We start from the raw sequence: 25143 nt of genomic DNA on the forward strand, positions 1-25143 counted from the left end.
GCTAGAGCATCTCTTGGTGGGAGTCGCCTGCCATCCGTAGGACTACTAGTGCCAGTTCGGTACGGGAGCTGACACCGAGTTTCGGATAGATCTTGTAGAGGTGGTACTCCACCGTGCGCGGGCTGAGGAACAACTGCGCGGCCACCTCCTTGCTGGACGCGCCCGCCGCCACCAGCTTGGCGATGCGCAGCTCCTGCGGGGTGAGCGTGCCCAGCGCGTCACGCTCCGGCATGGACCGCGTCTCGCCCGCCGCACGCAGCTCGTCGCCTGCCCTGTGCGCCCACGGGTCGGCTCCCGCCCGCTCGAACGTCTCCATCGCGTAGCGCAGGTGCGGGCGGGCGTCGCCGGGGCGGTGCAGCCTGCGCAGGCGCTCGCCGTACAGGAGGGCGGTCCTGGCCCGCTCGAAGCCCTCGGGATGCAGGCCCATGGCCTCGTCGAAGGCGGCGTCATCGCCGGTCAGCGCTCTGCACCTGGCCAGCAGCGCCTTCGCCTGCGGGGTGCGGGCGTCGGCCGACCAGTGCTCGTAGGCGGTGTAGGCGGCGCGGGCCGCGTCCAGCTCGCCGCAGCCGGCCGCGGCCTCCACCCGGTCGGGCGTCGAGCGCCAGACGGCCGTGGGATGCCCTGTCGCGGCCAGCGCGGTGAACCGGTCGTGGGCCGCCGCGTGGCGTCCCATCCCCAGGTCGAGCAGGCCGAGCGCGTAGCGGGCCGTGCTCACGCGCAGTCCGACGCGGTGCGGGATCGCGATCGCCAGCGCCTCGTGGGCGAAGCGCGCGCAGTCGTCCTCGCGTCCCTGGACCGCCGCGACCGCCGCCAGGTTGGCCAGGTGGGCGGCGACCGAGTTGGTGTAGCCGGCCTCGCGGGCCAGTTCGAGTCCCTCCTGCGCGATCGCCGCGCTGTGGGCGAACCTTCCCTCGAACCGCTCGGCCGTGGCCACGAACTCCAGCACCACGGGCAGCTGCCCCACCATGCCGGAGACCCTGGCGGCACGGCCCGCCCTGGCGGCCAGCTCGGCGGAGACATCGACCTCGCCCAGGTAGCTGGCCGCGGCCGAGGCCCACAGGAACTGCGCGGCGTCATCGAGCTCGCCGGTACGGCCCAGCGCCCCGCGCAGCAGCAGCGCCCCCTTGTCCCGGTCGCCGCCGAGCGTCGCGCCGATACCCGCCACCGCGTCGCGCAGGAAGCTCGGGGGAAAGGCTTCGGCGCGGCGGCCGATCGCCACGATCGCCTCGACGTCGCCCACGTACGAGGCCGCCTCCGACGCGTCGGCCAGCATCTCCAGCGTGTCGCCCGAGGCCAGGATGCGCAGCGCCTCGGCCGCGTCACCGGAGTTGAGCTCGAACCTGCCTCTGAGCTGCGCGAACTCTGGCCGGTCCGCGAGCGCTCTGGCCTCGGCCAGACAGCTCTCGGCCTGGCCTGGGCGCCCTCCGAGCCAGGCCGAGGTGGCTGCGGCGGCCAGCCGTACCGCGCGCCGCTCCCGCTCAGGCGTCAGCTCGGCCGCCCGCACCAGCGCGGTGGCCGCGTCGGCGTAGCCGCCGCGCGCTCTCGCCCGCTCGGCCGAGGCGGCCAGCTCGGCCGCGACCTCCTCGTCCTGGCCCACCGCCGCCGCCGCCCTGTGCCACGCGCGCCGGTCGGGATCGGCCACCTGTACGGCAAGCGCCTGGTGCACCTCACGCCGTCGCGCGCCGCTGGACTCCGCGTAGACGGCCGACCTGACCAGCGGGTGCCTGAACCTGATCGCCGAGTCGACGCTGATCAGGCCAGCCGCCTCCGCGGGACTGAGCGCGGGCTCGCCGGTGTCCGCGGCCTTCAGCACCACGTCGAGGTCGCCCCTGCCTTCGAGCGCGGCCACCAGAAGGAGCCTCCTGGTCTCCTCGGGCAGCCGCCGTACCTGCTCGCCGAAGATGCCCGCGCCCACCGGCAGCGGCTCGGGCAGCGGCGCCGTGCCGGCCAACTGGCCGGGCGTCAGCAGCTCCACCGTCTCGCGCAGAGCCAGCGGGTTGCCTCCGGTCAGCTCGACCAGGCGCTCCACCACCTCGCGCGCGGGCTCGGCGCGCTCGGTGAGGAGCGTGGCGGCGCTGTCCTGGTCGAGCCCGGTGAGGGACAGCTCGGGCAGGCCCGGCGTGCGCGTCTCCCCTCGTACGGCCAGCAGCATCGCGATGCGCTCGTTTCCCAGCCGCCTGGCCGCGAACAGCAGGGCGTCCGCCGAGGCCTGGTCGATCCACTGGAAGTCATCGACCACGACCAGCAGGCCTTCGGGTGCGGCGGCTTCGATCAGGAGGGAGAGGACGCCTGCCGCCACGAGGAACCGGTCGTCGCTGCGGGTGGCGGCCAGGCCCAACGCTCCCGCCACCGCGTCGCGCTGCGGCTCGGGGAGGGCGTCGAGCTCGGCGGTGACGGGGTGGAGGAGCTGGTGGAGCGCCGCGAACGCCAGCCCTGTCTCGCTCTCGGTGCCCGTGGCCTTCAGCACTCTCAGCCGGCCCGCCTCGACGGCCGCGTGTTCGACGAGCGCCGACTTGCCGATCCCTGCGTCGCCGCGGATGACGAGCGCCTGGCCCCGGCCCTTTCCCGCGGTGGACAGGAGGGCGGTGACGGTGGCTTGCTCGGCGGCTCTGCCGTACAGGATGTCTTTCTCGCGCACCCGCCTGAGCCTACGAGCCGTCGCCCGGTTACTTGGCACAGGCTATTGGAATGGAGTGTTCCGTTCTGCTATAGTAGAGACATGATCCTCACCGAGGCGCACGAAGCCCTCCGCACCGTCATCCGCAACGTTCCCGCCGACGGCTGGGAGCTGTCCACCCCCTGCGCCGAGTGGAACGTCACCCAGGTGCTCCAGCACGCCGCGGGCGACCAGATCGGCTACGCGGCGTTCATCACCGGCGGGCCGCTCCCCGAAGAGAACCCGTTCGCCCCCTCGGGCAAGCTGGCCGACGCTCCCGAAGAGGTGGCGGAGCGGGCGATGAAGGTTTCGGCCGACGCCTGGGCGACCGTTTCGCCCGACGCCCAGGAGGTCCCTGTCCCCGTGCCGCCGAACACGATGACCTACGCCCTCGGCATCGGGGCGTGCGCGCTCGACGCCGCCGTCCACGCGTGGGACATCGCGATGGCGACGGGGCAGCCCTCGCCGCTCACCCAGGCCATGGCCCGCGAGCTGCTGTCGATCGCGGAGCAGCACATCGAGCCGCTCAGGGCCTACGGCGTCTACGCCGCCGCCCTCGAGCGTCAGGACGGTGACGACGACGTGGCCGCCCTGCTGCGCTACCTCGGCCGCGACCCGCGCTGGACGGCCTGAGCCACGTGCCGGAACGGCGGGCGGCTCAGGCCTGCCCGCCTGCGCCGCGCCTGCGCCTGGCCGCGGCCAGCTCGCCCTTGAGCCTGTCGACCTCGGAGCGCAGGTCGCGCAGCTCCGTGCTCTCCGCCTCGGGCTGGGGCTCGCTCGCGCCGGCCTGCGGGGGCACGGCGTGCTTGCCCGCGCCCGCGTCCTCCTGGCCGCCGTCCGGCCCGCTCACGGTCTCGTGCGCGACGGGGCCCAAGGGGAGGTCGTGGACCGGGTCGGGACCGGGGGTGGGCGCGGGGCGAGCGGCGGCCGCGGGGGAGTACCGGGCAGTCGGCCTCTCCACGGTGAAGGGGCGGGCGGCGGAGGGATGGTCGGACACGCGTGAGACGATGACCGCCCCCGTCGGCACCGTGGGAGACGGGGGCGACTCCTCGTTGTCGATGCGTTCGTCCCGCGTGGCGGACCACCGGTTGAGCATGCCGTCGACACCGAGAAGGCCGCCGCCGAGCGCCAACAGCACCAGGCAGGTGGCCGCGAGCGCCACCACGAGCTCCCAGCCCGGTGTGCTGTTGAAAATGCCGTTGCGCGCCCCGACGAAGATCCCGGCTCCGGCCATGTCCACCAGCAGTGCGAGCGCCACGATCCGCACCCCGAGGCCGATGACGAGCATCGCCCCGCCGACGAGCTCGACACCGGTGGCGAATAGGGCGGCGAGCTGCGGGCTCGGCACGCCGAGCCGGGTGAAGCCGGCGGTCGTGCTGTCCATCCCCACGTGCCACTTCTGCAGGCCGTGAGCCATGAAGATGATGCCGACCATCACACGGGCGAGGAGCAGTGCGAGGTCGCTGCCGATTCTCTTAGTCATGAAGATCCTCCCGCTCCGTTCCTTCCCTCCTGTACCGCGAAAGCATTGGATGTCGGAATTTGTGAGGAGAGGTTTGACCTTGGCTATGCATGTCACAGATCCCATGTGCGGCGATTAACGAGGGGTGACCGGAAAATCGCCTGAGAGGGGGTTCTGGCGGCTTATGCTCCGGGCAGCATGGGTCGATGGAGCTCTTTCCCGCCATGCCGTACGAGGAGTGGCGCGAGACCAAGGACACCTTCCACAGGTTCGCGCAGATCGTCGGAAAGGTGCGCCTGGCCGCGAGCCCACGGCGTAACCACTGGTGGAACGTGCCCTTCCACCTGACAGGGCGTGGGCTCACCACCAGACCGATGGGTCTGCCTGATCCGTTCAGCATCGATTTCGACCTGGTCGGGCACCGCCTCGTCGTCGACAAGACGGACGGGCGCAGCGCGGAGTTCTCCCTGGTCGGCCAGTCGGTCGCCGGCTTCTACGCCAGGCTCTTCGAGATCCTCGACGACTTCGGGATCGGCGTGGAGATCCAGGCGGTGCCGTACGACATGGTGGACGGCACCCCGTTCGCCCAGGACACCAAGCACGCGGCCTACGACCCCGCGCTCGTCAACAGGTACTGGGTCGTCCTGTCGCAGGTCGCCCAGGTGCTCGAGCGCTTCGCCGCCGACTTCTGCGGCAAGACCAGCCCTGTGCACCACTTCTGGCACACCTTCGACCTCGCGGTCACCCGTTTCACCGGCAGGGTCGTCGGCGCCTCGTCCGACACCGACGCCGTGACCAGGGAGGCGTACAGCTGGGAGGTGATCAGCGCGGGCTTCTGGTTCGGCGACGAGGAACGGCCGTGGCCCGCGTTCTACTCCTACACCGCGCCCGAGCCGAAGGGCCTGAACGAGCAGCCGCTGTGGCCCGACTGGGCGGCCTGGATCCCGTCGAGAGGCAGCCACCTGGCGGTGCTGAAGTACGACGACGTCAGGGAGAGCGATGACCCGATCGCCACCGTGCTGGGCTTCCTCACCAGCGCCTACCAGGCGGGCGCCAAGCTGACCAGTTGCGACTCCGCCAAGTTCGCCAGCGTCGACGGCGTCACCGACCCCTACTACCGGGAACCGACCTGACCGGGGGCCTCAGAGGAGCGCCCTGCGCCTCAGCGCGGTCAGGCCCGCGGCGGTGAGCACCAACGTGAGCGCGCCCATGACGGCCACGGGGGCGAGCGCGAACTCCTCACCGGAGAGCACCATCGGCAGGTTGGGGAAGGGCACGAAGTACTTGGCGATCCAGTAGTCGATGCCGACGATCGGGCCGAGCACCTCGCCGAAGAGGTTGACGAACAGGAAGGCCGCCCAGCTGAGGCCGGCCGCGGCCTTGGGCAGCAGGCCGAAGGCGAGCACGCCGACCCCCGCCAGCACCCACACGGCCGGCACCTGCACCAGCGTGCCCGGCAGGACGCCCAGCGGGTCGCCGACTGCCAGCCCCATCGCCAGCCCGGACGCCGCGAGGATCACCACGCTGCCGCCGAGGGCGAACACCAGGTGGCTCCAGGCCCAGCGCAGGCGGCCGACCGGGGTGGCCAGGAGCAGTTCGGCGCGTCCCGCGACCTCCTCGTTGCGCAGGCGGAGGAGGGCGAGGAGCGGGTAGAGCGCGGCGACGTAGCCGAGGCTGAGCGCGATCAGCCACAGGTAGGCCTCCGTCATGGTGGCCCCTTCACCCGCGGTGTAGCGGCGCAGGAACTCCTCGACCGCGGCGCCCTGCCTGGATACCTCAGGGATCGACAGCGCAAGCGCGCCCAGCACCAGGCCCGCGATCGTGTACCCGATGGTCCACCCGGTCAGCAGGCCCCGCTGCAGCCGCCATGCCAGGGCCAGCGGGCCGCGCAGCGAGGTGGATCCGGCGGGGCCCGGCCGCTGCGCGATGACGCCGTGGCCGACGTCGCGGCGCGCGGCCAGCCGGTAGGCGACGGCGACGGTCAGCGTGGTCAGCGCGAGGCTGGGGAGCAGGGCCGCCCAGTTGTCGTCACCGTACGGCTTGACCAGGTGGCTCCATCCCTGCGGCGAGAGCCACTTGAGCGCGGTCAGGCCGCTGCCGTCGGCGATGAAGCGCAGCAGGTAGCTGACACCGAGCCCGAGCGAGGCGAGCCCGATGGCGGTGCGCGCCCCCTCGGTGAGCTGCGCGGCCAGCGCGCCGACGCCGGTGAAGACGAGCCCGATCGCGGTGATCGCGGCGCCGAAGGCCAGCGAGCCCGGCAGCTCGAAGCCCATCGCGGCCATCGAGAGGGCCACCAGCAGGCCCGCCAGCCCCATGGTGGACGCGGTGACCGTCAGCGCGGCGGTCAGCGGCGCGAGCCTGCCGATCACGCCCGCGCCCACGAGCTCGGCCCTGCCCGACTCCTCCTCCGCGCGGGTGTGCCTGACCACCGTGAGGACGGCGAGCAGGGCGATGATCGTGTAGATCGCGTCGGCGTTCTTCCACACCGCCATCCCGGCCACCGTGGGCGAGTAGACCTCGCCCGCGAACGCGATCAGCGCCTTGTTGGCGGCCATCTCCCTGGCGAAGTCGCCGATCGACGGGAGGGTGGTCGCGTACCTGTTGGCCTGCCCCGCCGCCAGTACGGCCAGCAGCACCATCCACATCGGCGCGATGACCCGTTCGCGGCGCAGGATCAGCTTGACGAGAGTCTTCATCGGTCGCTCTTCTCCGAGTAGTGCCGCATGAACAGGTCTTCGAGCGACGGCGGCTGGCTGACGAGGCTGACGATCCCCGCCTCGGCCAGACGGCGCATCACCTTGTCGAGGTCCTCGTCGGCCACCTGGAAGGTGACCCGCTCGCCCTCGACAGCCAAGCCGCGCGCCCACGGCAGGTCGGGCACGGGGCCCGACAGCGTGGCGGTGATCCTGGTCATCGTCAGGTGCCGAAGCTCGGCCAGGGTCCCCGACTCGACCGTGCGCCCCGCGCGGATGATGCTCACCCGGTCGCAGAGCGTCTCGACCTCCGACAGGATGTGGCTCGACAGCAGCACAGTCCTGCCGCGGTGCTTCTCCTCCAGGACGCACTGCTGGAAGACGGCCTCCATGAGCGGGTCGAGGCCCGAGGTCGGCTCGTCGAGGACGAGCAGGTCGGCCTCGGAGGCGAACGCCGCGACCAGCGCGACCTTCTGCCTGTTGCCCTTGGAGTAGGTCTTGGCCTTCTTGCGCGGGTCGAGCTCGAAGCGCTCCATCAGCTCCGCGCGCCTGGTGGCGTCGAGGCCGCCGCGCAGCCTGCCGAGCAGGTCGATCACCTCGCCGCCGGTCAGCGAAGGCCACAGGTTCACGTCGCCCGGCACGTAGGCCAGCCGCTTGTGCAGCTCGGTGGCGTCCTTCCACGGGTCGCCGCCGAGCAGGACGGCGGTGCCGGAGTCGGCCCGCATGAGACCGAGCAGGACGCGGATCGTGGTGGACTTGCCTGCGCCGTTCGGGCCGAGGAAGCCGTGCACCTCACCCGAGTTCACCTCGAGGTTCAGGCCGTCGAGGGCCTGGGCCTTGCCGAAGCTCTTGCGGAGCCCGTGGATGGAGATCGCGGTGTTCATGACTCGAAAATCTAGGAACACGGGAGATCAGTCGGTATCGGGCAGATGCCCAATGATGAGCGTGCGGATCCCGTCAGGCGTGCGGAGCGCGAACGTCATCCCCTCGACGAGTTCCAGGTCGTAGCCCACGATCTCGCCCCCGGCCGTGTGGACCGCGCCGCGCGGGTTGAGGCCGTGCAGCGACTGGCCCTCGCTCAGCTTCACCTCGCCGAACAGCGTCCCCGGGCGGAGTACGGGGCGCTCGACGGGGCCTGGCCGGTGGACGGTCTCGCGGAAGCCGTACCGGAGGGAGACCTCGCCTCCCGAGGCTTCGGCCATGGACGCGCTCATGGCGGCGCCTTCCATGATCACTGCAAGCTCCTCGCAGGACTGCGGCATCGTCCGCCGGAGGAAGCCCGGCCACACCGATCGGAACGTGACCTGCGGCAGCTGGCGGAGCACGCTCGCCCACACCGGATACGGCACGTCGTCCAGCCCCACCACCCCGACCCGCGAGTAGTCGAGCCCCAGAACTCTCACGGCCTCGGCGATGCCGTAGGCGTGCCTGGCGGCGCGCGGCTCCATCCATGGGGACCGCGCTCCCAGGCAGGCCGGGGCGCCGTGCCTGGGCACGATCGCGGTGGTGTCCGCGGCGTCGGTCAGGTAGGAGCCGTCGTAGGCGAGCACTGCCTCGACGTGCTCGGTGTCCATGAGGTCGCGCATGAGGGTCCAGCGGCGGTCCCGCTCGTCCAGGGAGAACATAGGCCGACGGTAGGAACCGGATGGGAATCGAGGTATCGGACATTCGCCCGATATGTTGCGTTCCATGTTGCATGGCCGTCAGAGAGAGCTGGACCGTCTCCGCGCGCTCGTCGCGGGCGCGAGGGAGGGGCACAGCGCCGCCCTCGTGATCCGGGCCGAACCGGGCACGGGCAAGACCGCTCTGCTCGACGCCGCCGCTCACAACGCGGGCATCCGCGTGCTGCGCGTCGAGGGTGTGGAGACGGAGGCCGAGCTGCCGTTCGCCGCGCTCCACCTCATCCTGCGCCCGCTGCTCGGCGGCCTCGACGCGCTGCCGCAGCCGCAGGCCGACGCGCTGCGCGGTGTGCTGGGGCTGGCCGCCAGGCCCGAGGGGCAGGACAGGTTCCTGACAGGACTGGCCACGCTGACGCTGCTGGCCGAGCAGGGCCCGCTGCTGTGCCTGCTGGACGACGCCCACTGGATCGACCGTGCCTCGCTGGACGCGCTCCTGTTCGCCGCCAGGCGGCTGGAGGCCGATGGCGTCGTGCTGGTCTTCGCGACCAGGAGCGTGGAGCGCGACCTCTTCACGACGGCGGGGCTACCCGAGCTGCGCCTGGAGGGGCTGGACCGGGCCGCCGCCCTGGAGGTGCTGGCCGAGCGCGCCCCCGGGCTGCCGCCCGCCACAAGGGACCGTGTCGTCGCCGAGTCGGGCGGCAATCCGCTCGCGCTGATCGAGCTGCCCCGGATGGAGGTCGACTCGCTGGCCGCGGGGCCGCTCCCGCTCCCGCACCGCCTCCAGGAGGCCTACCAGGAGCGCGTCTCCGCCCTGCCGTCCGACACCCGCATGTTGCTGCTCGCGCTGGCGGCCGAGGGCGAGCTCTCCGCCGCGCTCAGGGCGACGGGGCTGCCCATCGGCGCACTGGCCCCGGCCGAGCGGGCGGGCCTGGTCACCGGCGCGGACTTCCCACACCCGCTCGTGCGCGCCGCCGCCTACCAGAGCGCCTCCTTCGGCGAACGCGTCGCCGTCCATCGCGCGCTGGCGGACGTCACCTCGGACGAGCGCCGCGCCAGGCACCTGGCCGCCGCCGCCACGGGCCCCGACGAGGAGGTCGCCGCCGCGCTGGAGGCCGCGGCCGCGACCGCCCGCGAGGTCTCCGGGTACGGCGAGGCCGCCGCCGCGCTCGAACGCGCCGCCAGGCTCACCCCCGACCCGGCCGCACGGGCCCGCAGGCTCACCGCCGCCGCCGCGCTCGCCGCCGACTCGGGGCAGGGCGAGCGGGCCCGCGTCCTGCTCGACCAGTCGGCGCACCTCGGAGGGACCTCGCAGGAGCTGGTACGGCTGCGCGCCCGCCTGGAGTTCGAGCACGGCTCGCCCGAGTCCGCCTGGCGGCTCCTCCTCGACGCGGGACAGGACCTGCTGGTCGAGGCGGCGCGCGTCTCCTGGTCGGTCGGCGACGCCGAAGGGCTGCGGGCCGTCAGGGACCGCATGGGCGAGGGGCGTGCGGGCCTGGTCAGCGGCGCCGTGGAGCTGCTGTCCGCCGACCCTGGAACGGGCCTCGACCTGATCAGGCGACACCTCGGCCAGGCACCTGAACGCAGGGACGGCCTCCAGCTCAACCCCACCTCCCTCGCCCTGCTGTCAGGCGACTTCGCCACCGCCCGCGACCACCTGCAGGCGCTGGCAGCCGACCTGCGCTCCCGTGGCGCGATCGGCTGGCTGCCCGGTGTGCTCGCCGTCCTCGCGGAGGCCGAGACACTCCTGGGCTCCACCAAGACGGCAGAGACGACGGCGGCCGAGGCCCTGCGCATCGCCGAGGACACGGGGCAGCGCAGGCACGCGGTCGCGGCCCGCGGGCTGCTCGCCCACGCCGCGGCGCTGCGCGGCGAACAGCCTGGCGACGAGCTGAACGGCGACTGGGCCGAGCGCGCCCGCGCCGCCTACGACCTGGTCACCGGCAGGTGGGAGTCCGCGCTCGACAGACTCGGCCGCATGGCCCATCGCCCGCACGGCGCGTGCTTCGCCGCCGACCAGGTCGAGGCCGCCATCCGCGCGGGCCGTCCGGCCGGGGAGGCGCTCGGCAGGTACGAGAGCTGGGCACTGGCGTCGGGCGTGCCGTGGGTGCTCGCCGTACGGCAGCGCTGCCTCGCCATGCTCGCCGACGACCCGGAGGAGCACTACGAGCAGGCGGTCTCCTGCTCCGACCTGCCGCTTCAGCAGGCCAGGAGCAGGCTCCACTACGGCGAGTGGCTGCGCAGGTCCCGGCGGAAGAACGAGGCGAGGATCCAGCTCAGGTCGGCCATGGAGGCCTTCGAGCAGGCGGGGGCCGTGCCGTGGGCCGACCACTGCCGCGCCGAGCTCCGCGCGGCGGGCGAGGCCGTCGTCGCGCCCTCCGCGGACGACTCGCTGCGCGAGCTGACCCCGCAGGAGTTCCAGATCGTCAGGCTGGCGGCCACAGGGGCGACCAACAAGGAGATCGGCGCCCAGCTCTTCCTCAGCCCGAAGACCGTGGGCCATCATCTGTACCGGGCCTTCCCCAAGCTCGGCGTCTCCAACAGGACGGAATTGGCCCACTTGCACCTCACATAAGCCCATATAGTCGGGCGAATGTCCTCCCCCACCCCCTCGCGGCTGAGCTGGCTCGACGCCGTCAGAGGGCCTGCCGCGCTGGCCGTGGTCCTGCATCACGCGGGCTGGACCTACTTCCCAGGGCCGTGGGCGGAGGTCGACCGCAGGATCGACGTCGGCACCTGGGGCGTCTTCGTGTTCTTCCTGGTCAGTGGGTACATCATCCCCGCCTCCCTGGAGCGCCACGGCGACGTGCGGGCCTTCTGGGTCGGCAGGGGCCTGCGGCTGCTCCCGCTGCTGCTGGTGGCCATCGCGCTGGCGCTGCTGCTCGCGTACGGCGGCGCCTACGAGCTTCACCAGGGCCTCACCACCAAGCCCCTGTTCCTGGTCGCGCTCGGGAACGGGACGATGCTGCAGGAACTGCTCGGCGTGCCCGCCGTCATCGGCGTGATGTGGACCCTCTCGTACGAGATGGCGTTCTACCTGATCACCGTCGCGCTCTTCAGCACGGGCCACGCCCACAGGTCCGCCCCTGTCGCCGCCGCTCTGGCGCTGCTCGCCGTACCCCTGGGGCTGGTGCTGCCGGGGGCGGTGATCGGCGGGTGGCTCGCGCTGCTCGGGCTGCCCGTGCTCGCGGCCATCGCCGTGACCATGTGGGGGACAGGCCGGGTGCGTACGGCGGCGGCCGTGGCGGGCGGCGCGCTGGCGCTGGCGCTGGTGGCACTGGGCAGCAGGATCGGGGCGTGGCAGGGCCTGATCATCCTGGCGGTGATGTTCGCGGGCACGGCCGTGCACAGGGCGGAGCGCGGCCAGATCCGCTGGCGCACGGCCGCGGCGGCGCTGACAGTCGTTCTGGGGTGCGCGCTCTTCGCCAAGGACGACCCCGGCTGGGCCCCCGCGATCGTCGCGGCGGGAGCCTGCTTCGCGGCGTTCTTCGCGCTGCGGCACCTGTCCTACCCGCGGTGGCTGACCCACCTCGGGGTGATCAGCTACTCGACCTACCTGCTGCATCCGCTGCTGCTGCGGCTTCCCTCCGCCTGGTCGTATGTCCTCGTGCTGCTGCCGCTCGCGTACGTGACGCAGCGGTTCGTCGAGCTACCTGCCCAACGCCTGGCCAAGCGGCTGGCCTGGGCCCGCTCAGGAGGGCGTGCCGTACGCGGTGAGGAAGGCGCGCGCCCCTGACGCGGCGAAGGTCCCGAGCTCCTCGGCGGAGACGGCGTCGGTGCGGCCATGGAACATCACCCGGTTGCTGGGGATCCACAGCAGCAGCCCGGCGAAGTGGTTGGCCGCCGTCATCGGGTCCTCGACCTTCAGCAGCCCGCGCTCGTCGAGCCGGGCGAAGCAGCCGGCGACGGTCGCGATGGCGCGGCCGAAGCCGCGCTCCCAGTAGGCCCTGCCAAGGGCGGGGAAGCGGACCGCCTCGCCGATGACCAGCCGCCTGATCTGCTGCACGCGCGGATCCATGATCGTGGTGACGAACCTGCCGGCGAGCTCGTGGATCGCCCGCTCGACGTCGTCGGTCTCCGCGACCTGCTCCGAGATCTCGACGAAGGGGTCGTCCACCCGGTCGCCGACGTCCTCGATGATCGACCGGAACAGGTGCTCCTTGTCCTTGAACTGCTTGTAGACCGTCTGCTTCGAGACCGCGGCGAGCGCGGCCACCTGGTCCATGCTCGCGCCCACGTAGCCGTTCTCCAGGAACACGGCCAGGGCGGCATCCATGATCTGCTGACGTTTCGCGGCTGCCCGCGGTGTCAAGTCGGTCAATTCAGTTCTCCTCCCAGTACTAGACAGTACCGTACTGGTTGAGTACTGTACCGTCTAGTACCGCAGCTCCTCGAAGAAAGAAGGCACTCCCATGGCCACCGTCCACTCCGCCGACGGCACCGCGATCTCCTACGACAGGGTCGGCTCGGGCCCCGCGGTGATCCTCGTCGACGGCGCCACCGCCTACCGCGCCGTCAACCCCATGGCGGCCGAGCTCGCCGAGTTGCTGTCGCCCTCGTTCACCGTCTACACCTACGACCGCAGGGGCCGCGGTCAGAGCGGTGCCGCCGCCACCGACGTCACCGCGGCCGACTCCGTCGCCGCCGAGATCGCCGACCTCGACGCGCTGATCGCCGAAGCGGGAGGCGCCGCCGCCCTGTGCGGGGTCTCCTCCGGCGCCGTGCTCGCCCTGGAGGCCGCGCGCGCCGGCTCGCCGATCTCCCAACTCGCGCTCTACGAGCCGCCGTTCGTCGTGACCGGCGACCGTGCCCCGGTGCCCGACGACTACCGTCAGCGGCTCCAGGCCGCCGTCGCGGAGGGACGCCGCGGCGACGCGGCCGCGATGTTCCTCACGTACGCGGTCGGCATCCCCTCCGAGTACGTGGACGGCATGCGTCAGGGCCCGCACTGGCCGGGCATGGAGCAGATCGCCCACACCCTCTCCTACGACGCGGCCGTGATGGGGTCCACCATGTCGGGCGAGGTGAAGGAACTGGAGCGGTTCGCCGCCGTTCAGGTGCCCACGCTCGTGCTCTACGGCGGCAACACCGAGCCGTGGATCGCCGCGGCCGCCCAGGCGCTGGCCGAGGTGCTCCCCTCCGCCCTGCTCGACTCCCTCGAGGGGCAGGACCACCAGGTCGCGGCCGCCGCCATCGCCCCTTCGCTCAGCCGCTTCCTCGGCTAGCGGGCGGGCGCCGCCTGGATAATCGAGGCGTGAAGGGTCTGACCCGGCGATTATTCCTCCAGCTCGGCGCTGTGGCCGCGATCCCGGCCCAGGGGGAGGAGCCCTTCGTCCTGCTGCGCCGCCGCTGGCTGGAGGTAACGGCAGGGCTCGGCGCGGGCGGGCCGTACCGGGCCAGGCTGGGCGCGATGGCCGGCAGATACCGCGACAGCATGGCGCCGCGCGGCGGGTCGCTCTGGCCCGATCTGGCATTCCCCTCCTACACCGAGACGCCCGCGCGGCTGCAGGCCATGGCCCGCGCCTACGCGGTGGAGGGCGACGAGAGCCTGGCCGCGGCGGTCGCGACCGGCATCGACCACTACCGGCGCCAGGTGTACGCCGCGGGCGCTGACCCCACGGGCAACTGGTGGAACTGGCAGATCGGAATCCCCAAGCGGCTCCTCGACGCGGCCGTCCTGATCGGCCCGCACCTGACGGAGCAGCGGAGCGGGCCGCTGCGCGACGCCGTGGACCACTTCCTCCCCGAGTGCGTGCTGAGGGACTACGGCGGCACCAGCACGGGCGCCAACAGGGTGGACCAGTGCACGGTCATGCTGCTGCGCGCCGTCCTCGGCGCCGACCGGGGCAAGGCCGCGCTGGCCGCCTCCGCGCTCGCCCCCGTCTTCCCGTACGTCCATGAAGGCGACGGGATCTACAGGGACGGCTCGTTCATCCAGCACACGACCGTCCCTTACCAGGGCGGATACGGCCTGGTGCTGCTGTCGGGCCTGGCGACGCTGTTCGCGGTGCTGCGCGGAACGCCGTGGGAGCTCACCGACCAGAACGTCTTCGACGCGGTCGAGCGGTCCTTCGCGCCGTTCGTCCACGACGGCTTCTGCATGGACCTCGTCAGCGGCAGGGGGATCGGCAGGCGACCGTACGGCGACCACCGGAGAGGACACGAGCTCGCCTCCGCGATCCTGCTGCTGGGCGAGTCCGCCTCCGCCGCCGAGCGGGCCCGCTGGCAGGGCATGGTCAAGGGCTGGGTACGGCGCGCCGCCCACCGGCCCGCGCTCGACCTGGCCGCGCACGCCCGCCTCGCCGCGATCATGGACGACGACACGATCCCCGCGCTCCCCGAGCCCGCGGGACACCGGCTGCCTGCGATGAGCGCCCGCGCCGTCCACCGCAGGCCGGGCTGGTGCGCGGCGCTCAGCATGGCCTCCGCCACGATCGGCCACTACGAGCACGGCAACGGAGAGAACCTGCGCGGCTGGCACACCGGCTCGGGCCTGCTCTACTGGTGGGCCGACGGTCACGGCGAGCAGTACTCCGACTCCTTCTGGCAGACCGTCGACCCCTACCGCCTGCCAGGCACGACCGTCTCCACCGTGCCGCTGCCCGACGGCGCGGGCGGCGAGTGGGGCGACACCTGCCCGCAGGGCCGCTGGGTCGGCGGCGCCACCGACGGCATGTACGCCACGGTCGGCCAGCACCTCAACGGCCTGGAAAGCACGATGGAGGCCTTCAAGTCCTGGTTCTTCCTCGACGACGCGGTGGTCTGCATGGGCGCGGGGATCTCCAGCGGTGACGGCGTCCCCGTCGAGACCATCGTGGACAACCGCAGGACCGACGCGCCCCTCACCGTCGACGGCGTGGCCGGCTGGGCGCACCTGGAGGGTCACGGCGGCTACGTCCTGCCGTGCGCCCGCCTGCGCACCCTGCGCGAACGGCGAACCGGCGGCTCGGCGACGCGCGCCTACGTGACGCTCTGGCTCGACCACGGCGTCGACCCGAGGGCGGCCGGCTACCTCTACCTGCTCATGCCGGGCGCGAGCGCGGGAGCGACCATGGCGCGCGCGGCCGACCCCGAGTGGGCGCGCGTGCTGGCCAACACCGCCAGGCAGCAGGGCGTCCACATCTCCTCGCTGGGGATCACCGCGGTCAACTTCTGGAACGAGGGGGTCGCGGGAGCTCTCACCGCCTCCGCCCCCTGCGCGGTCCTGGTCAGGGAGGCAGGCGACGGCACGGTCACGGTCACCGTGTCGGACCCTCGCAGGGACCTGGACGAGCTGACGGTGACGTGGGACAGGCCGGTGGCCGAGGTGCTCCGCGGACACCCGCTGCTGTCGGCCGCCACCACGGGCCGGAAGCTCACGCTCGTCTGGGGGCGGCTGGCCGACGAGGGCGGCGGCTCGACGACGGTGACCGTACGGCTGGCCTAGCGGCAGCGCCCGTCTTCGGCAGGTCGTTGTCGTCCTTCTCCATGCCGTCCTCCTCGTGTCATCGTGGTCAGCCCGCAGGCGGCAGATCTCCCTCTCCGGGCAACCTTCTCGCGTGCCGCGGGCGTCGTCCGGGTGAACCGCGTAACCGAGGGAGGCTCCTGGATGGCGGACCGAGCGGATTACGACGCGTTCGTCGCGGCTCCGAACACGAGTCGGCGGGTACGGATCATCGCGTTCTGTGACGGGGACATCGCTGCCCGGTTCACCCTGGACGCCAGGGTGAACGGTCGCCTGACCATGCTCGGACGCCTCTGCGGCAGGGTGCCGAATCCGGATCGCGGGGGCTACGGGACCCTGGGAAGCGAGCGGCTCAGAGGGAAGACGGTGACGATCAGCGTCCGGGTGAAGACGGACATCCCCGAATTCCTCCGGCGTCCCGGCACTCTGACGCTCGCCGTCTACCAGGGCTGAGCGTCACATTTTTCCGCCGACCCGTGTCATGCCAGTGCCGAACCGCAACACACACCTCGAAAGGGCATGAGACATGCGGGCACGTATGAAGAACCCGGCCGTGATCCTCCCCGACGCCATGCCGGCCATCCAGTCGGTGTTCCAGGCCACCAAGAAGGGCGGGGTCGCCGAGGCCACGCTGGAGCTCGTCCACCTGCGCGTGAGCCAGATCAACGGATGCGGCGCCTGTGTCGACGCCGGCGCTCGCACCGCCAAGAAGGCCGGTGAGAGCGACGAGCGGCTCTGGTCGGTCGCGGCCTGGCGCGAGACCACGTACTTCACCGACGCGGAGCGCGCCGCGCTCGCGCTGGCCGAGGCGGCCACGCGGCTCAACGACACGTCCGACCCCGTGCCCGACGAGATCTGGGACGAGGCGGCCAGGCACTACGACGAGCAACAGCTGGCGGCCCTGATTCTCATGGTCGGCGTGACCAACCTCTTCAACCGCCTCAACGCCACCACCAGGCAGGTGGCGGCCGCCTGGGGGTAAGCCCCCGGCCGTCGACAGGGGATGCCGGCCTCACGCCCGGGGATGCGGGGAGCCCAGGTAGGGGAAGACGGGCAGTAGGTCGGTGTGGGGGCCGATGCCGTCGTTGGGGACCCTGCCGTTGGTGATCATCCCGATCCGGACGTCGGTGACGTCGTCGTCGAGCCTGCGGCCGTTGGGATAGGCGGCGGGCTCGGCCCTGTCGAAGCGGAGGATGTCCGGCAGGACGGTGGCCAGCCGGTCCCTGGCGGCTTCGGCGGTGTAGCCACCCGTGTGCTGGAGCACCGCGACCCACGCGTCCAGGTAGGCGGCCACGTCGTCGGCCGGTTCGCCGCGGTTGTAGTCGTCCTTGGCCCCTTCGGCGTTGAAGTAGGCCGTCAGCGACGGGTGGGCGCCACGATCCACCGAGACGAGCTCGCCGTCCTCGCGCAGGCAGACCCTGGCCCACACGCCGATCCGCGGCGAGGAGCCCAGGATCCAGTCGGGCACTTCGAGGACGATGCCGATGACGTTCTTGTCGGCCATGGTGTCGACGCCGGTCCACTCGAAGCCCTTGCCGATGCCGTCCAGGTCGGCGAAGAACGGGTCGCTGCGCAGCCCCGCGGAGAACCTGAGCCAGCCCGTCTCGGCGATCTCCGGCTCCGGTCCGAAGCTGACGGGGACGTCGGTGAGGATCTCGTTGCCCGCCGGCTCCCACGACCTGGCGTCGTCGTCGGTGCCGTGGAAGACGCTGACCGTCTGGCGGCCGTCCTTGGGCGCGGAGAAGACGAAGCTGAAGGCGACGTCGGCGCGTGCGTCGCCGTCGTTGTCGATGTTGAGCCGGTACACCGCCTCGGGGTGTGGGTGCGGGCCGTGGGTGGGGTCGAACGCGAACGAGTTCACGTTCATGATGAGCACCGTGCTCTCCGGGGTGCCCGGCGAAGGGAAGGCGAACACGTCGGTGAGGTCGAGACGCGCGTCACCGCGCGGCGGGCGCAGGTTCGGGCCGCTGAGATGGTGGGACATGGCCGTCTCCGATCGAGGTGTCCGCTGTACGGGCGACCTGACCGGGGAGACGCCGGATGCCCAATGACGAGGCTAACCGTGATCTTCCCGGTCCGCCACCATCCCCGCGGCCCTCCTACCGGGCGTCCCAGCCGAGGCGGTCGCGCTGGGCCGCGTAGAGGTCGGTGACGTGCGGGCGCGTGCCGTGGTCGGCCGTCAGACTCTCCAGGTCGCCCTCGAAGTCAGGGGTGAGCTCGCTGTCGGTGCCGTTGACGCCCTGCACGCCGATGGTGACGCTGCGGGGGCGCGACGTCGGCGATCGTGAGCGCGTAGGGGCTCCCACCGGTGACGCGGACGTTCCAGTGCGCGATGCGGGCCCCGAACAGCGGCCCCGAGGCGCCCGAGCCGCCGACCCGGCCGTTGTTCACCAGCGTGATGTCCGTCCTGGCGTTCTCGAACGGCAGCGCCCTGTGGGTGTCGAAGGTCCCCTCGGCCATCCTGCCGCGCCGCCAGACGTTGCCCGACCACAGCCCCTCCAGGTTGAGGCCGTGGTGAACGGCGCCCGACGGCACCGGCACGGTGAACGCCTCGATCTCGAAGTCCTCGACGAGGTTGTCGTGCGACTGCATCCGGCAGGCGAAGCTGTGGTGCGCGGAGCGCCCGCCGACGGCCACCCGGCTCAGCGTGTTGGACTTGGCGGTGGTGAAGCCGAAGCCCAGGTCGCAGGTCGAAGGTGGTGTAGGCGGTTTCCTGGCGCGGGATGAGCAGGCTGCGGCGAAGAGGCGCGAGTGCGGGGAAGCGGGCGGGACGGCGGCCCGTGCGGTCGTCCAGGAAGGTGACGCGAACGCCGGAGGGCACGGGGAAGAAGGGCCGCTCCCTGGTCCTGACGACGCTGACGATCTCGACGTCGTGGTCGGCGGCCAGTCGGCCCGCGAGGTTGAAGACCGTCCGGATGGTGCCGCCCATGCCGTAGGCGTGCAGCAGGAGGATCTTGACCTGCCGGGTATCGGGAGGGCCGGCCCTGCGTGCCCTTCGGCGGTTGGCCGCCCGCAGCACGAGCACGCCCAGGGACGGCAGGCGACTCAGGGCCATCACCAGGCAGACGGCGGCGGTGGTCGCGATGATCGAGCCGACGACGTCGGTCGGGTAGTGCACGCCCAGGTAGACCCTGGCGAGCATCTGCGCGACCACCAACAGGCTGCCGGCCACCAGCACCGGGCGGAAGGCGGTGCCGCGTCTGGTCAGGAGCACGAGGGCGATGACGAGACAGGGTCAGGCACACGTGGCCGCTGGGGAAGCTGTCGTTGCCGACCTCGTGGACCAGGGCGTGGGCGGCGGGCGGGCGAGGCCGGGCGACGATCGCCTTGAACAGCGGGCTGACACTCCAGCCCGAGACGATCACCACCAGCGTGAGCCCGGCGGCGCGCCACCGTCCCATGACGACAAGCGTCGCGGTGAGGACGAAGGTAAGGGCGAGGCCGGGAAGGGTGTCGAAGCCGATGTTGAGCGCCTGAGCCGCCGTGGTCAGCCACGGGGCGCGCGCGCCTTGGACCACCTCGCTCTCGGCCAGGTCGGCCGCGGTCCAGCCGGGCGTACGCGCCGCGAAGCCCATGCCGAGGGTCAAGGCCAAGGCCACGGGGGACAGGATGAGCAGGAGCGGCGTCCACGCGGTCTTGCCGATCACGTGCGGCTTCCGATCGCAGGTGGGTGGTAGGCGCACCAGGTCTTGCCCATGGCCAGGCGCAGCGGGTTCCTGGACAGGACGATCGCCGCGGCGCTGGGACGTACCCTCATGCCCTCACGATAGGAAGGGGCAGGTCAGCGCCCGTTGAGCGCATGGTAAGCGCGGCGTTTGCCTTCGAAGGGACAGGTCGGGATTGCGTGGAGCTGGATTGCGAATAGAACTGCACCAGACCGCGACCTTTTGCTCCGATATGTCCTCGAACGGGTCGGCGAGAGCAGTGCCATCCAGATCAGTCCGGCTCGACCCGGGGCCGACCGCCCTGGCGGGATAGTTTTCCCTGCCATGCGAATCCATCTGGGGTTAATCGCGAAACGAACCGGTTCGGGGGTTCCGGAAGCGCTGGTGGCGAAGGCGGGAAGGGAACGCGCGGACGCCCTCGCCCGCGCCAGGGTCGTGTTCGACCGGCTCGACGGAGGCATCGCCCACATCCTGGCCGCCAAGGCACGGCTCGACGCCGACGATGCATTCCGGGACTCCGGCGAATGGCTCGACGCCTATGCCAACTCTCTCTACCGCTCCGTCAAGAACGACCGTGATGGGCATTCACTCGCGGCCCGCCTCGACGCCGCCGACAGCATTTGGTTTTGCTGGAGCTGCTTTTCGCAATGGACCGTCGCCCCGCCCCTACAACAAGTACCTGGAATGGGAACTCGCCCGATACCCGCTGCCCGGTTGGGACACCGGCATGTTGCTGGACGCCGCCCACCGCATCTCAGGAACGGGCGACGTGTCCCTGCAACGGCGCATCTTCGCCCATGTGGAGGCGGCGGTCCGGCGCGCCGGGCACGGCGCGGTGCTGGACCCATGGGGCGAGGACCTTGACCTGATGCGACCGCAATAGGGCTATCGCGAAAGGCTCCCGCGCAAATGCGGCGCGACCAGAGGCTTTCGCAACAGGCCCACGGACGTCCGGAAATCAGCGACCGGGTGTCGCGGGGGGCGGGGTCGGGTTGTAGTGCTCTGGAAGTTCACGCTTGGGGGCCACGTACTGAGGCGGAGGCAGTGTGACGATCTTGGCCCTCGTGAAGTTGATCTCGACCTTGCCGGTCGGCTTGATGTTGAACAGCTGCGCCATGGACTGGCTGCTGGTGGCCAGGGTGGTGCCGGCCACGGCGACGAAGCCCGCAAGGATCTTCGTCTGCTGTGTGATGATCCAGTTGGTGAAGGTGACGAGCCGGTTGAGCCAGATCTCCGCTTGGACTCTTGTATATGGCGTGAGCATCATGAGGCGGCACGCCCCCAAGTAGCCGAGGACGACGACGACGAGTGCCGCGATCTCCTGCCAGTAGCGGGTGTAGGCGTCGCGTACCTCGTCGACCTGGCCTTCCAAGTTGTAACAGAGTCCGCTGAGCTTCTGCAGGTCGCCACCGAACAGCGCGGTCGCGTGCAGGAACGCTTCCCGGTCGTCGGCGATCCAGTCTGCGCGGGACAGAAAGACGGCGTTGCCGACGATGCTGGGAAACTCGACTTCAAGGGCCTTGGCGAGGGCGCCCCAGTTCGCCTTGGCGTTACCCATTCCCGGAACGTTCGCCACCGCCGTGAGCACGATGCCCACTCCTGTCCAGAGGGCGGGAGCCGACCTGGCGGCATCCTTCAAGGCGTCCAAGGCCGCCTTGTGGAACAGCCGGAATGGTAGTTCAGCCGCCATGTTTCCCCCAGCTCTCGGTTGTCACCTGTAGACGACGGTGCTGTTGAGCTCGGCCTTGAGCCAGTTCGTCTTGATGGTCTCCAGCGCTTTGATCCACTCCAGCACGGTGTCGATGGCCTCATCGATGTAGCGCCGAACATCGTCCTGCGTGTGGCTGTACTGGCCAATCATCACCAAGCCCAGCGTGCCGAATCCGGGAAAGCCGACGTCAGTGCTGCCGATCTCTTGTTTGAGTCTCCTCAAGGCAGGCAGGACTTTTTCGGTGAGGTTCCGCTGGATGCTCGCGATAGCGGTGGAGGTGACATGGATGTCCTGAGCCACGCGCCCACTTCCCCCTGCTCCGGGTGGTTCCCTCGGTTTCTCGTGTGTTGCCGCCATGTAACGCGGCGTTCACATGGCGAGGATAGTATCTTATGTTTTGTCCTGTGTCATGAGTGACTTATGTGACCTGGGGTCACCCAGTGCGAAGAGAGGACTGTCGTGTCTGATTTCCGATTTGATTCCGACGACTTCGATCCGGATGCCCTGGAACGAGTCAGCCGGGAAGCGGAGCAGACGATGCGGCGTCTCGCCGATGTCGAGGGAGAGCTGGGCGAGATACGCGGTGCGGGGACGGGCGCTGACGGCCTGATCGGTGTGGTCACCGACGGGAACGGTCGCGTGGAGAAGATCGAGCTCAACCCGCGCGTGATGCGCCTGGACAGCCCCACCCTGGCCGAGGAGCTGATGAAGGCGATTCGCGATGCTCAGGACGACGGGGAGCGCAAGGCGCGTGAACTGCTGAACGAGGCCACGGGAAGCATGAAGTTCTTCCAGGGCACGTTCGACCCCGCCAAGGTGGAAGAGCGGTTGATGCGGTCCCACGAGTTCTTCGCCGATGCCATGGAAGGCATGGCGAACAGTCAGCTGTGGCGCAGGGATCGCAGCTGAGGGGAGAGTCCGGTTCGGGGTCCGACGCCGGTCGCTCGTCTACGGCTCCCGTCCGGGGGCGGACGGGCGGGCCCAGCCGGTGAGCGATCTGCGGTCGATGACGTCCTCGTAGCGGCCTTCGACGAGGGCGAACCACGCTGCTATCTCGTGCGCCCATCCCATGAGTTCGCCATGCCCGACCTGGCGGCCCATCTCGAAGGCGGCTCGCCGGTGCTGGAGACGCCTCAGATCGGGCGGGCATGGCGATCCTGTGCGGTGACCGGGCCGCACGCCGCGACCCGGCGACCACCCGCGCCCGGTCGAACAGCGCACGGCCGATGGATCATCGCGCCCTTCGGGTAGACCTGCCGTCGCTTCTTCGCCTCGCGGACCCTGGCGACGATGTTCTCGATCACGGCCTCATTGCTCGCCCTGCGCTGGCGGCATATCGACCTGGAGGCCGGGACGATCAGCGTCCGCCGGTCGGTGGGCGTCGTGCGGGTCAAGGGGACGGAGCCGTGGTGAAGGAGGGCGACGCGAGTGCGTGATCCCGGTATCCGGACCCACCAGTGTCAGCGGAGTGTCACGGCTCGTTCTGGAGGCGGAGATGAAGATGCCCCGAGCATGTGACCTGCACATTCTCAGGGCCTTCGGTCCGAGGGGCGTGTTGAACCGTTCGCCTACCTGGTTGATCAGGGCAATCCGTGGCTAGACCTGGAGTAACCCCAACTCGTTGGTTCGCGCAGTCAGCTTGGAAACTCCTTCAAGATCATGTCGCATGAGCCGACAGGTCAAGTGGCCGCGAGTCCTCGTGACGTCCTGCTGATCGCCTTGCGGACGGACGCACAACGCGCACAAGCGCTTGTCCGGCTTGATGCGCCGCACTTGCCTGCCGGTCTACCCGCTTACAAGGTCAGAACCTACCTATGAAGGCAGTACAGGAAGGAATGCACCGCACAATCGCGCGGGCCACAGTTACCGTCGCACTGTCGCTGCCATTGCTCGCCGGCAGCCCCGCTTCCGCCGCGGTTGACCCCTGCCGTGCCGAAGCCACCGGCACTCTCGCCATGGTCCGCGACCTCGTCTCGCTGAACTTCGCGCCCGTCGCTCCCGGGGCTGTGCAGACCATCTGCTCATCAGTGCCCTGGCAGGCAACCTCAGCGCCGATCAGCTCTGTCAGGCGATCCTGCTGCTCAGGTGAAGGAGCAGTGGAGATGACCTGACAGGGCCGATCGCAGCTCTCTTGTAAGGGATGATCGCCAGAGCCCGCTCGCCGGAGACGGTTAGGAGCTGTACGCGTTGGCATCGGTTCGCCACGGTGACCACAAATGTGGCTCTGCCTGCACGGAGTAGCGCCGCGCCGCCCCTATCGAAGCGCTCGATGCTCGGGGCGGCGTAGGGCGGAGATGGCTCATCGACCAGTTCATGTTCATCATGCCCGGTCCCCTGGGTGGTTGCGCCTAGTCGCGGCCATGCCTCCGCCACGACGCCAGGTGGTAAACGGCAACGTTCCGTGCGCCAGCGTCGACCCAGGTAGGGGGTCGGCAGCTGCAGCGACAGGCTCTTGACCATGCCGCAGTTCCGCGGCCAGCAGATCAGCGCCCGCTGTGCCTCCAGGTAGGGCGAAACGACACCTCTGCTGGTGAGTTCGCCAACTTGCCCTGGCGGCCGTCCGGTGACTCCAGCGGATGGCTACACACGTGGGCGTGGCTCCCGGCTCGACGTCAATGGCACGCCCATTCTCACATCGACATCAGCGTCAACCGGCTCAATGGGTGCTACTCGGTAGGTTTTGAACCTTAGAGTGCTAAATGCCCCTTTCGGTAGTTGTTGCGACCATCCAAAGCGGGCTAAGTATCCGAAATCGCCCATTTAGTATCCTAATGGGCGGCAGGCAAGGAGTTTGGCGATTACTATGTGCCGTTTTAACGGTCGGCATTCCGTAATTGTCGATGTCTCCGGATAGTGTCGAATCGCGAGCTAGGGCTCTCGGGCTTCACGAACCACCAATCGCTCTACGGGGGCATGTTCGGTTGGTGATGACTCGCGCAGCCGGACGTCTTCGCCCTCTGCAGGCGCGACGGTCGGATGTTCCCGATGCCCTTACATAGGAGACTGACGTGCTGAATGAAAGCTATCTCTATGCGCACCTTTCTTAGCCGACCTGAATTCTCCCGCGTGGCAGCGGGACTCGCGATTCTCCTCGTCCTAGGTGTGCTCATCGTTGCGCAATCCAGGGAGAGTGCAGCGCAAGTAGCCCCAGTCCCACTGGGAACTGCCCGAAGCTACTCGGTTCTGGGTGGGCAAACGGTCACCAACACCGGGACCACCATCATCGGTGGAGATCTGGGCGTGAGTCCGGGCAGCGCAGTAACCGGGAACCCCACAGTGCTCGGGACGCAGCACATCAACGATGCCCACGCAGCTCAAGCACAATCCGACTTGGTCATCGCATACGACAACGCCGCCGGCCGAGCTCCGACCGCCAGCGTCTCGGGTGACCTCGTCGGTCAGACACTCGTTGAAGGCGTTTACCGGTCCACAGGGCCTTTGGGGCTGACCGGCACGCTCACCCTCGACGCCCAAGGCAATCCCAACGCCGTCTTCATCTTCCAGATCGCCTCGACGCTCATCACCGGATCAGCCAGCAATGTCAATCTGATCAATGGCGCTCGAGCGTGCAACGTCTTCTGGCAAGTGGGCAGCTCCGCGACGCTGGGAACGGGCTCCCACTTCGTGGGCACCATCCTTGCCCTGACATCGATCACGGTGACAACAGGCACCACTGTCGACGGCCGAGCACTGGCCCGTAACGCCGCAGTCACCCTCGATACCAATGTCTTCACCTTCTCTGACTGCGACACGCCGACGCCGACTCCGTCGCCCACGGTGTCGCCGACGGTGAGCCCGTCGCCCACGGTGTCGCCGACGGTGAGCCCGTCGCCCACGGTGTCGCCGACGGTGAGCCCGTCGCCCACGGTGTCGCCGACGGTGAGCCCGTCGCCTAC

At 70.3% G+C, this 25143-nt stretch carries 25 protein-coding genes and 1 pseudogene; 13 read left to right on the forward strand and 13 right to left on the reverse strand.

Annotated elements, in window-relative coordinates:
* Position 1: 1 nt before the first annotated feature.
* Positions 2-2638, reverse strand: a complete 2637-nt coding sequence (locus tag AB0B45_RS22000) for an AAA family ATPase (protein ID WP_358133194.1) — start codon at positions 2636-2638, stop codon at positions 2-4.
* Positions 2639-2719: 81 nt separating this feature from the next.
* On the opposite strand from AB0B45_RS22000, the gene AB0B45_RS22005 reads away from it, so the two are divergent.
* Entirely contained in the window at positions 2720-3289 is a 570-nt protein-coding gene (locus AB0B45_RS22005) for a TIGR03086 family metal-binding protein (protein ID WP_358133198.1), read from the forward strand.
* Positions 3290-3314: 25 nt separating this feature from the next.
* On the opposite strand, the gene AB0B45_RS22010 is transcribed toward AB0B45_RS22005, so the two are convergent.
* Positions 3315-4139 carry a DoxX family protein gene (locus tag AB0B45_RS22010; RefSeq protein WP_358133200.1) on the reverse strand — a complete coding sequence of 275 codons (825 nt, stop codon included), beginning with the start codon at positions 4137-4139 and terminating at the stop codon, positions 3315-3317.
* Positions 4140-4324: 185 nt separating this feature from the next.
* Here AB0B45_RS22010 and AB0B45_RS22015 point away from each other — a divergent pair, with 185 nt between their 5' ends.
* Positions 4325-5251 carry a DUF5996 family protein gene (locus tag AB0B45_RS22015; RefSeq protein WP_358133202.1) on the forward strand — a complete coding sequence of 309 codons (927 nt, stop codon included), beginning with the start codon at positions 4325-4327 and terminating at the stop codon, positions 5249-5251.
* A gap of 9 nt (positions 5252-5260) precedes the next feature.
* On the opposite strand, the gene AB0B45_RS22020 is transcribed toward AB0B45_RS22015, so the two are convergent.
* From AB0B45_RS22020 to AB0B45_RS22030, 3 genes are read right to left on the reverse strand one after another with little or no spacing between them, the layout of a single operon-like run.
* Positions 5261-6814, reverse strand: a complete 1554-nt coding sequence (locus AB0B45_RS22020; RefSeq protein WP_358133205.1) for an ABC transporter permease — start codon at positions 6812-6814, stop codon at positions 5261-5263.
* Positions 6811-7695, reverse strand: a complete 885-nt coding sequence (locus tag AB0B45_RS22025) for an ABC transporter ATP-binding protein (protein WP_358133208.1) — start codon at positions 7693-7695, stop codon at positions 6811-6813. The genes AB0B45_RS22020 and AB0B45_RS22025 overlap by 4 nt, the downstream gene beginning before the upstream one ends.
* 27 nt (positions 7696-7722) lie before the next feature.
* Positions 7723-8436 (reverse strand): hypothetical protein, encoded by a 714-nt coding sequence (locus tag AB0B45_RS22030; RefSeq protein ID WP_358133211.1) that lies wholly within the window; start codon positions 8434-8436, stop codon positions 7723-7725.
* A gap of 64 nt (positions 8437-8500) precedes the next feature.
* On the opposite strand from AB0B45_RS22030, the gene AB0B45_RS22035 reads away from it, so the two are divergent.
* Together AB0B45_RS22035 and AB0B45_RS22040 are read left to right on the forward strand one after the other, a co-directional pair.
* Complete coding sequence (locus AB0B45_RS22035) at positions 8501-11002, forward strand: AAA family ATPase (RefSeq protein WP_358133214.1); 2502 nt, start codon at positions 8501-8503, stop codon at positions 11000-11002.
* Between the two features lie 18 nt (positions 11003-11020).
* Positions 11021-12163 (forward strand): acyltransferase, encoded by a 1143-nt coding sequence (locus tag AB0B45_RS22040; RefSeq protein WP_358133217.1) that lies wholly within the window; start codon positions 11021-11023, stop codon positions 12161-12163.
* Here AB0B45_RS22040 and AB0B45_RS22045 read toward each other — a convergent pair.
* Positions 12119-12748 carry a TetR/AcrR family transcriptional regulator gene (locus AB0B45_RS22045; RefSeq protein WP_358133220.1) on the reverse strand — a complete coding sequence of 210 codons (630 nt, stop codon included), beginning with the start codon at positions 12746-12748 and terminating at the stop codon, positions 12119-12121. The genes AB0B45_RS22040 and AB0B45_RS22045 overlap by 45 nt on opposite strands.
* Before the next feature lie 91 nt (positions 12749-12839).
* Here AB0B45_RS22045 and AB0B45_RS22050 point away from each other — a divergent pair, with 91 nt between their 5' ends.
* The 4 genes from AB0B45_RS22050 (at position 12840) to AB0B45_RS22065 (ending at position 16853) form a co-directional block, all read left to right on the forward strand.
* The gene (locus tag AB0B45_RS22050; protein WP_358133223.1) at positions 12840-13652 is read left to right on the forward strand and encodes an alpha/beta hydrolase; all 813 of its coding nucleotides are present in this window, start codon (positions 12840-12842) and stop codon (positions 13650-13652) included.
* A gap of 29 nt (positions 13653-13681) precedes the next feature.
* Entirely contained in the window at positions 13682-15853 is a 2172-nt protein-coding gene (locus AB0B45_RS22055; protein WP_358133226.1) for a polysaccharide lyase 8 family protein, read from the forward strand.
* Positions 15854-15916: 63 nt separating this feature from the next.
* On the forward strand, positions 15917-16324 hold the full coding sequence (locus AB0B45_RS22060; protein WP_358133229.1) for a hypothetical protein: 408 nt from the start codon (positions 15917-15919) through the stop codon (positions 16322-16324).
* Between the two features lie 73 nt (positions 16325-16397).
* Positions 16398-16853: a carboxymuconolactone decarboxylase family protein gene (locus AB0B45_RS22065; RefSeq protein WP_358133232.1), complete on the forward strand. Its 456-nt coding sequence runs from the start codon at positions 16398-16400 to the stop codon at positions 16851-16853.
* 30 nt (positions 16854-16883) lie between these two features.
* Here AB0B45_RS22065 and AB0B45_RS22070 read toward each other — a convergent pair whose 3' ends face one another.
* The 3 genes from AB0B45_RS22070 to AB0B45_RS22080 form a co-directional block, all read right to left on the reverse strand.
* Positions 16884-17855: a DUF4331 family protein gene (locus AB0B45_RS22070; protein ID WP_358133235.1), complete on the reverse strand. Its 972-nt coding sequence runs from the start codon at positions 17853-17855 to the stop codon at positions 16884-16886.
* A gap of 115 nt (positions 17856-17970) precedes the next feature.
* The gene (locus AB0B45_RS22075) at positions 17971-18117 is read right to left on the reverse strand and encodes a hypothetical protein (protein ID WP_358133359.1); all 147 of its coding nucleotides are present in this window, start codon (positions 18115-18117) and stop codon (positions 17971-17973) included.
* A complete protein-coding gene (locus tag AB0B45_RS22080) occupies positions 18077-18508 on the reverse strand; it encodes a hypothetical protein (protein ID WP_358133362.1) in 432 nt (143 codons plus the stop codon). The genes AB0B45_RS22075 and AB0B45_RS22080 overlap by 41 nt, the downstream gene beginning before the upstream one ends.
* Positions 18509-18669: 161 nt before the next feature.
* Here AB0B45_RS22080 and AB0B45_RS22085 point away from each other — a divergent pair, with 161 nt between their 5' ends.
* Positions 18670-18807: a hypothetical protein gene (locus tag AB0B45_RS22085; protein ID WP_358133364.1), complete on the forward strand. Its 138-nt coding sequence runs from the start codon at positions 18670-18672 to the stop codon at positions 18805-18807.
* A gap of 170 nt (positions 18808-18977) precedes the next feature.
* Here the strand turns inward: AB0B45_RS22085 and AB0B45_RS22090 are convergent.
* Positions 18978-19085 (reverse strand): annotated as a pseudogene (locus tag AB0B45_RS22090) (hypothetical protein); the annotation flags it as partial.
* Between the two features lie 1028 nt (positions 19086-20113).
* Here AB0B45_RS22090 and AB0B45_RS22095 point away from each other — a divergent pair.
* Positions 20114-20419 (forward strand): hypothetical protein, encoded by a 306-nt coding sequence (locus tag AB0B45_RS22095; protein ID WP_358133238.1) that lies wholly within the window; start codon positions 20114-20116, stop codon positions 20417-20419.
* Positions 20420-20494: 75 nt separating this feature from the next.
* Here AB0B45_RS22095 and AB0B45_RS22100 read toward each other — a convergent pair whose 3' ends face one another.
* Positions 20495-21133 (reverse strand): hypothetical protein, encoded by a 639-nt coding sequence (locus AB0B45_RS22100; protein ID WP_358133241.1) that lies wholly within the window; start codon positions 21131-21133, stop codon positions 20495-20497.
* A gap of 114 nt (positions 21134-21247) precedes the next feature.
* Positions 21248-21547: a hypothetical protein gene (locus AB0B45_RS22105; protein ID WP_358133244.1), complete on the reverse strand. Its 300-nt coding sequence runs from the start codon at positions 21545-21547 to the stop codon at positions 21248-21250.
* A 159-nt stretch (positions 21548-21706) separates the two neighbouring features.
* Here AB0B45_RS22105 and AB0B45_RS22110 point away from each other — a divergent pair, with 159 nt between their 5' ends.
* Entirely contained in the window at positions 21707-22156 is a 450-nt protein-coding gene (locus AB0B45_RS22110; RefSeq protein WP_358133246.1) for a YbaB/EbfC family nucleoid-associated protein, read from the forward strand.
* 39 nt (positions 22157-22195) lie between these two features.
* Here the strand turns inward: AB0B45_RS22110 and AB0B45_RS22115 are convergent, their stop codons facing one another.
* Positions 22196-22318, reverse strand: a complete 123-nt coding sequence (locus AB0B45_RS22115) for a hypothetical protein (RefSeq protein ID WP_358133249.1) — start codon at positions 22316-22318, stop codon at positions 22196-22198.
* A 219-nt stretch (positions 22319-22537) separates the two neighbouring features.
* On the opposite strand from AB0B45_RS22115, the gene AB0B45_RS22120 reads away from it, so the two are divergent.
* Together AB0B45_RS22120 and AB0B45_RS22125 are read left to right on the forward strand one after the other, a co-directional pair.
* The gene (locus tag AB0B45_RS22120; RefSeq protein ID WP_358133252.1) at positions 22538-22660 is read left to right on the forward strand and encodes a hypothetical protein; all 123 of its coding nucleotides are present in this window, start codon (positions 22538-22540) and stop codon (positions 22658-22660) included.
* A 1617-nt stretch (positions 22661-24277) separates the two neighbouring features.
* A partial coding sequence (locus AB0B45_RS22125; RefSeq protein ID WP_358133253.1) for an ice-binding family protein occupies positions 24278-25143 on the forward strand: 866 nt, incomplete at its 3' end.

It is taken from the genome of Nonomuraea sp. NPDC049152 (genome assembly GCF_040648355.1).
In the GTDB taxonomy this organism is placed as follows: Bacteria; Actinomycetota; Actinomycetes; order Streptosporangiales; family Streptosporangiaceae; genus Nonomuraea.

Excerpts from the sequence above, each read along its gene's own strand:
- AB0B45_RS22005 (WP_358133198.1), top strand. The coding sequence starts at position 2,720 with ATGATCCTCACCGAGGCGCACGAAGCCCTCCGCACCGTCATCCGCAAC.
- AB0B45_RS22010 (WP_358133200.1), bottom strand. The coding sequence starts at position 4,139 with ATGACTAAGAGAATCGGCAGCGACCTCGCACTGCTCCTCGCCCGTGTG.
- AB0B45_RS22015 (WP_358133202.1), top strand. The coding sequence starts at position 4,325 with ATGGAGCTCTTTCCCGCCATGCCGTACGAGGAGTGGCGCGAGACCAAG.
- AB0B45_RS22020 (WP_358133205.1), bottom strand. The coding sequence starts at position 6,814 with ATGAAGACTCTCGTCAAGCTGATCCTGCGCCGCGAACGGGTCATCGCG.
- AB0B45_RS22025 (WP_358133208.1), bottom strand. The coding sequence starts at position 7,695 with ATGAACACCGCGATCTCCATCCACGGGCTCCGCAAGAGCTTCGGCAAG.
- AB0B45_RS22030 (WP_358133211.1), bottom strand. The coding sequence starts at position 8,436 with ATGTTCTCCCTGGACGAGCGGGACCGCCGCTGGACCCTCATGCGCGAC.
- AB0B45_RS22035 (WP_358133214.1), top strand. The coding sequence starts at position 8,501 with ATGTTGCATGGCCGTCAGAGAGAGCTGGACCGTCTCCGCGCGCTCGTC.
- AB0B45_RS22040 (WP_358133217.1), top strand. The coding sequence starts at position 11,021 with ATGTCCTCCCCCACCCCCTCGCGGCTGAGCTGGCTCGACGCCGTCAGA.
- AB0B45_RS22050 (WP_358133223.1), top strand. The coding sequence starts at position 12,840 with ATGGCCACCGTCCACTCCGCCGACGGCACCGCGATCTCCTACGACAGG.
- AB0B45_RS22065 (WP_358133232.1), top strand. The coding sequence starts at position 16,398 with ATGCGGGCACGTATGAAGAACCCGGCCGTGATCCTCCCCGACGCCATG.
- AB0B45_RS22070 (WP_358133235.1), bottom strand. The coding sequence starts at position 17,855 with ATGTCCCACCATCTCAGCGGCCCGAACCTGCGCCCGCCGCGCGGTGAC.
- AB0B45_RS22095 (WP_358133238.1), top strand. The coding sequence starts at position 20,114 with ATGGGCATTCACTCGCGGCCCGCCTCGACGCCGCCGACAGCATTTGGT.
- AB0B45_RS22115 (WP_358133249.1), bottom strand. The coding sequence starts at position 22,318 with ATGGGATGGGCGCACGAGATAGCAGCGTGGTTCGCCCTCGTCGAAGGC.
- AB0B45_RS22120 (WP_358133252.1), top strand. The coding sequence starts at position 22,538 with ATGTTCTCGATCACGGCCTCATTGCTCGCCCTGCGCTGGCGGCATATC.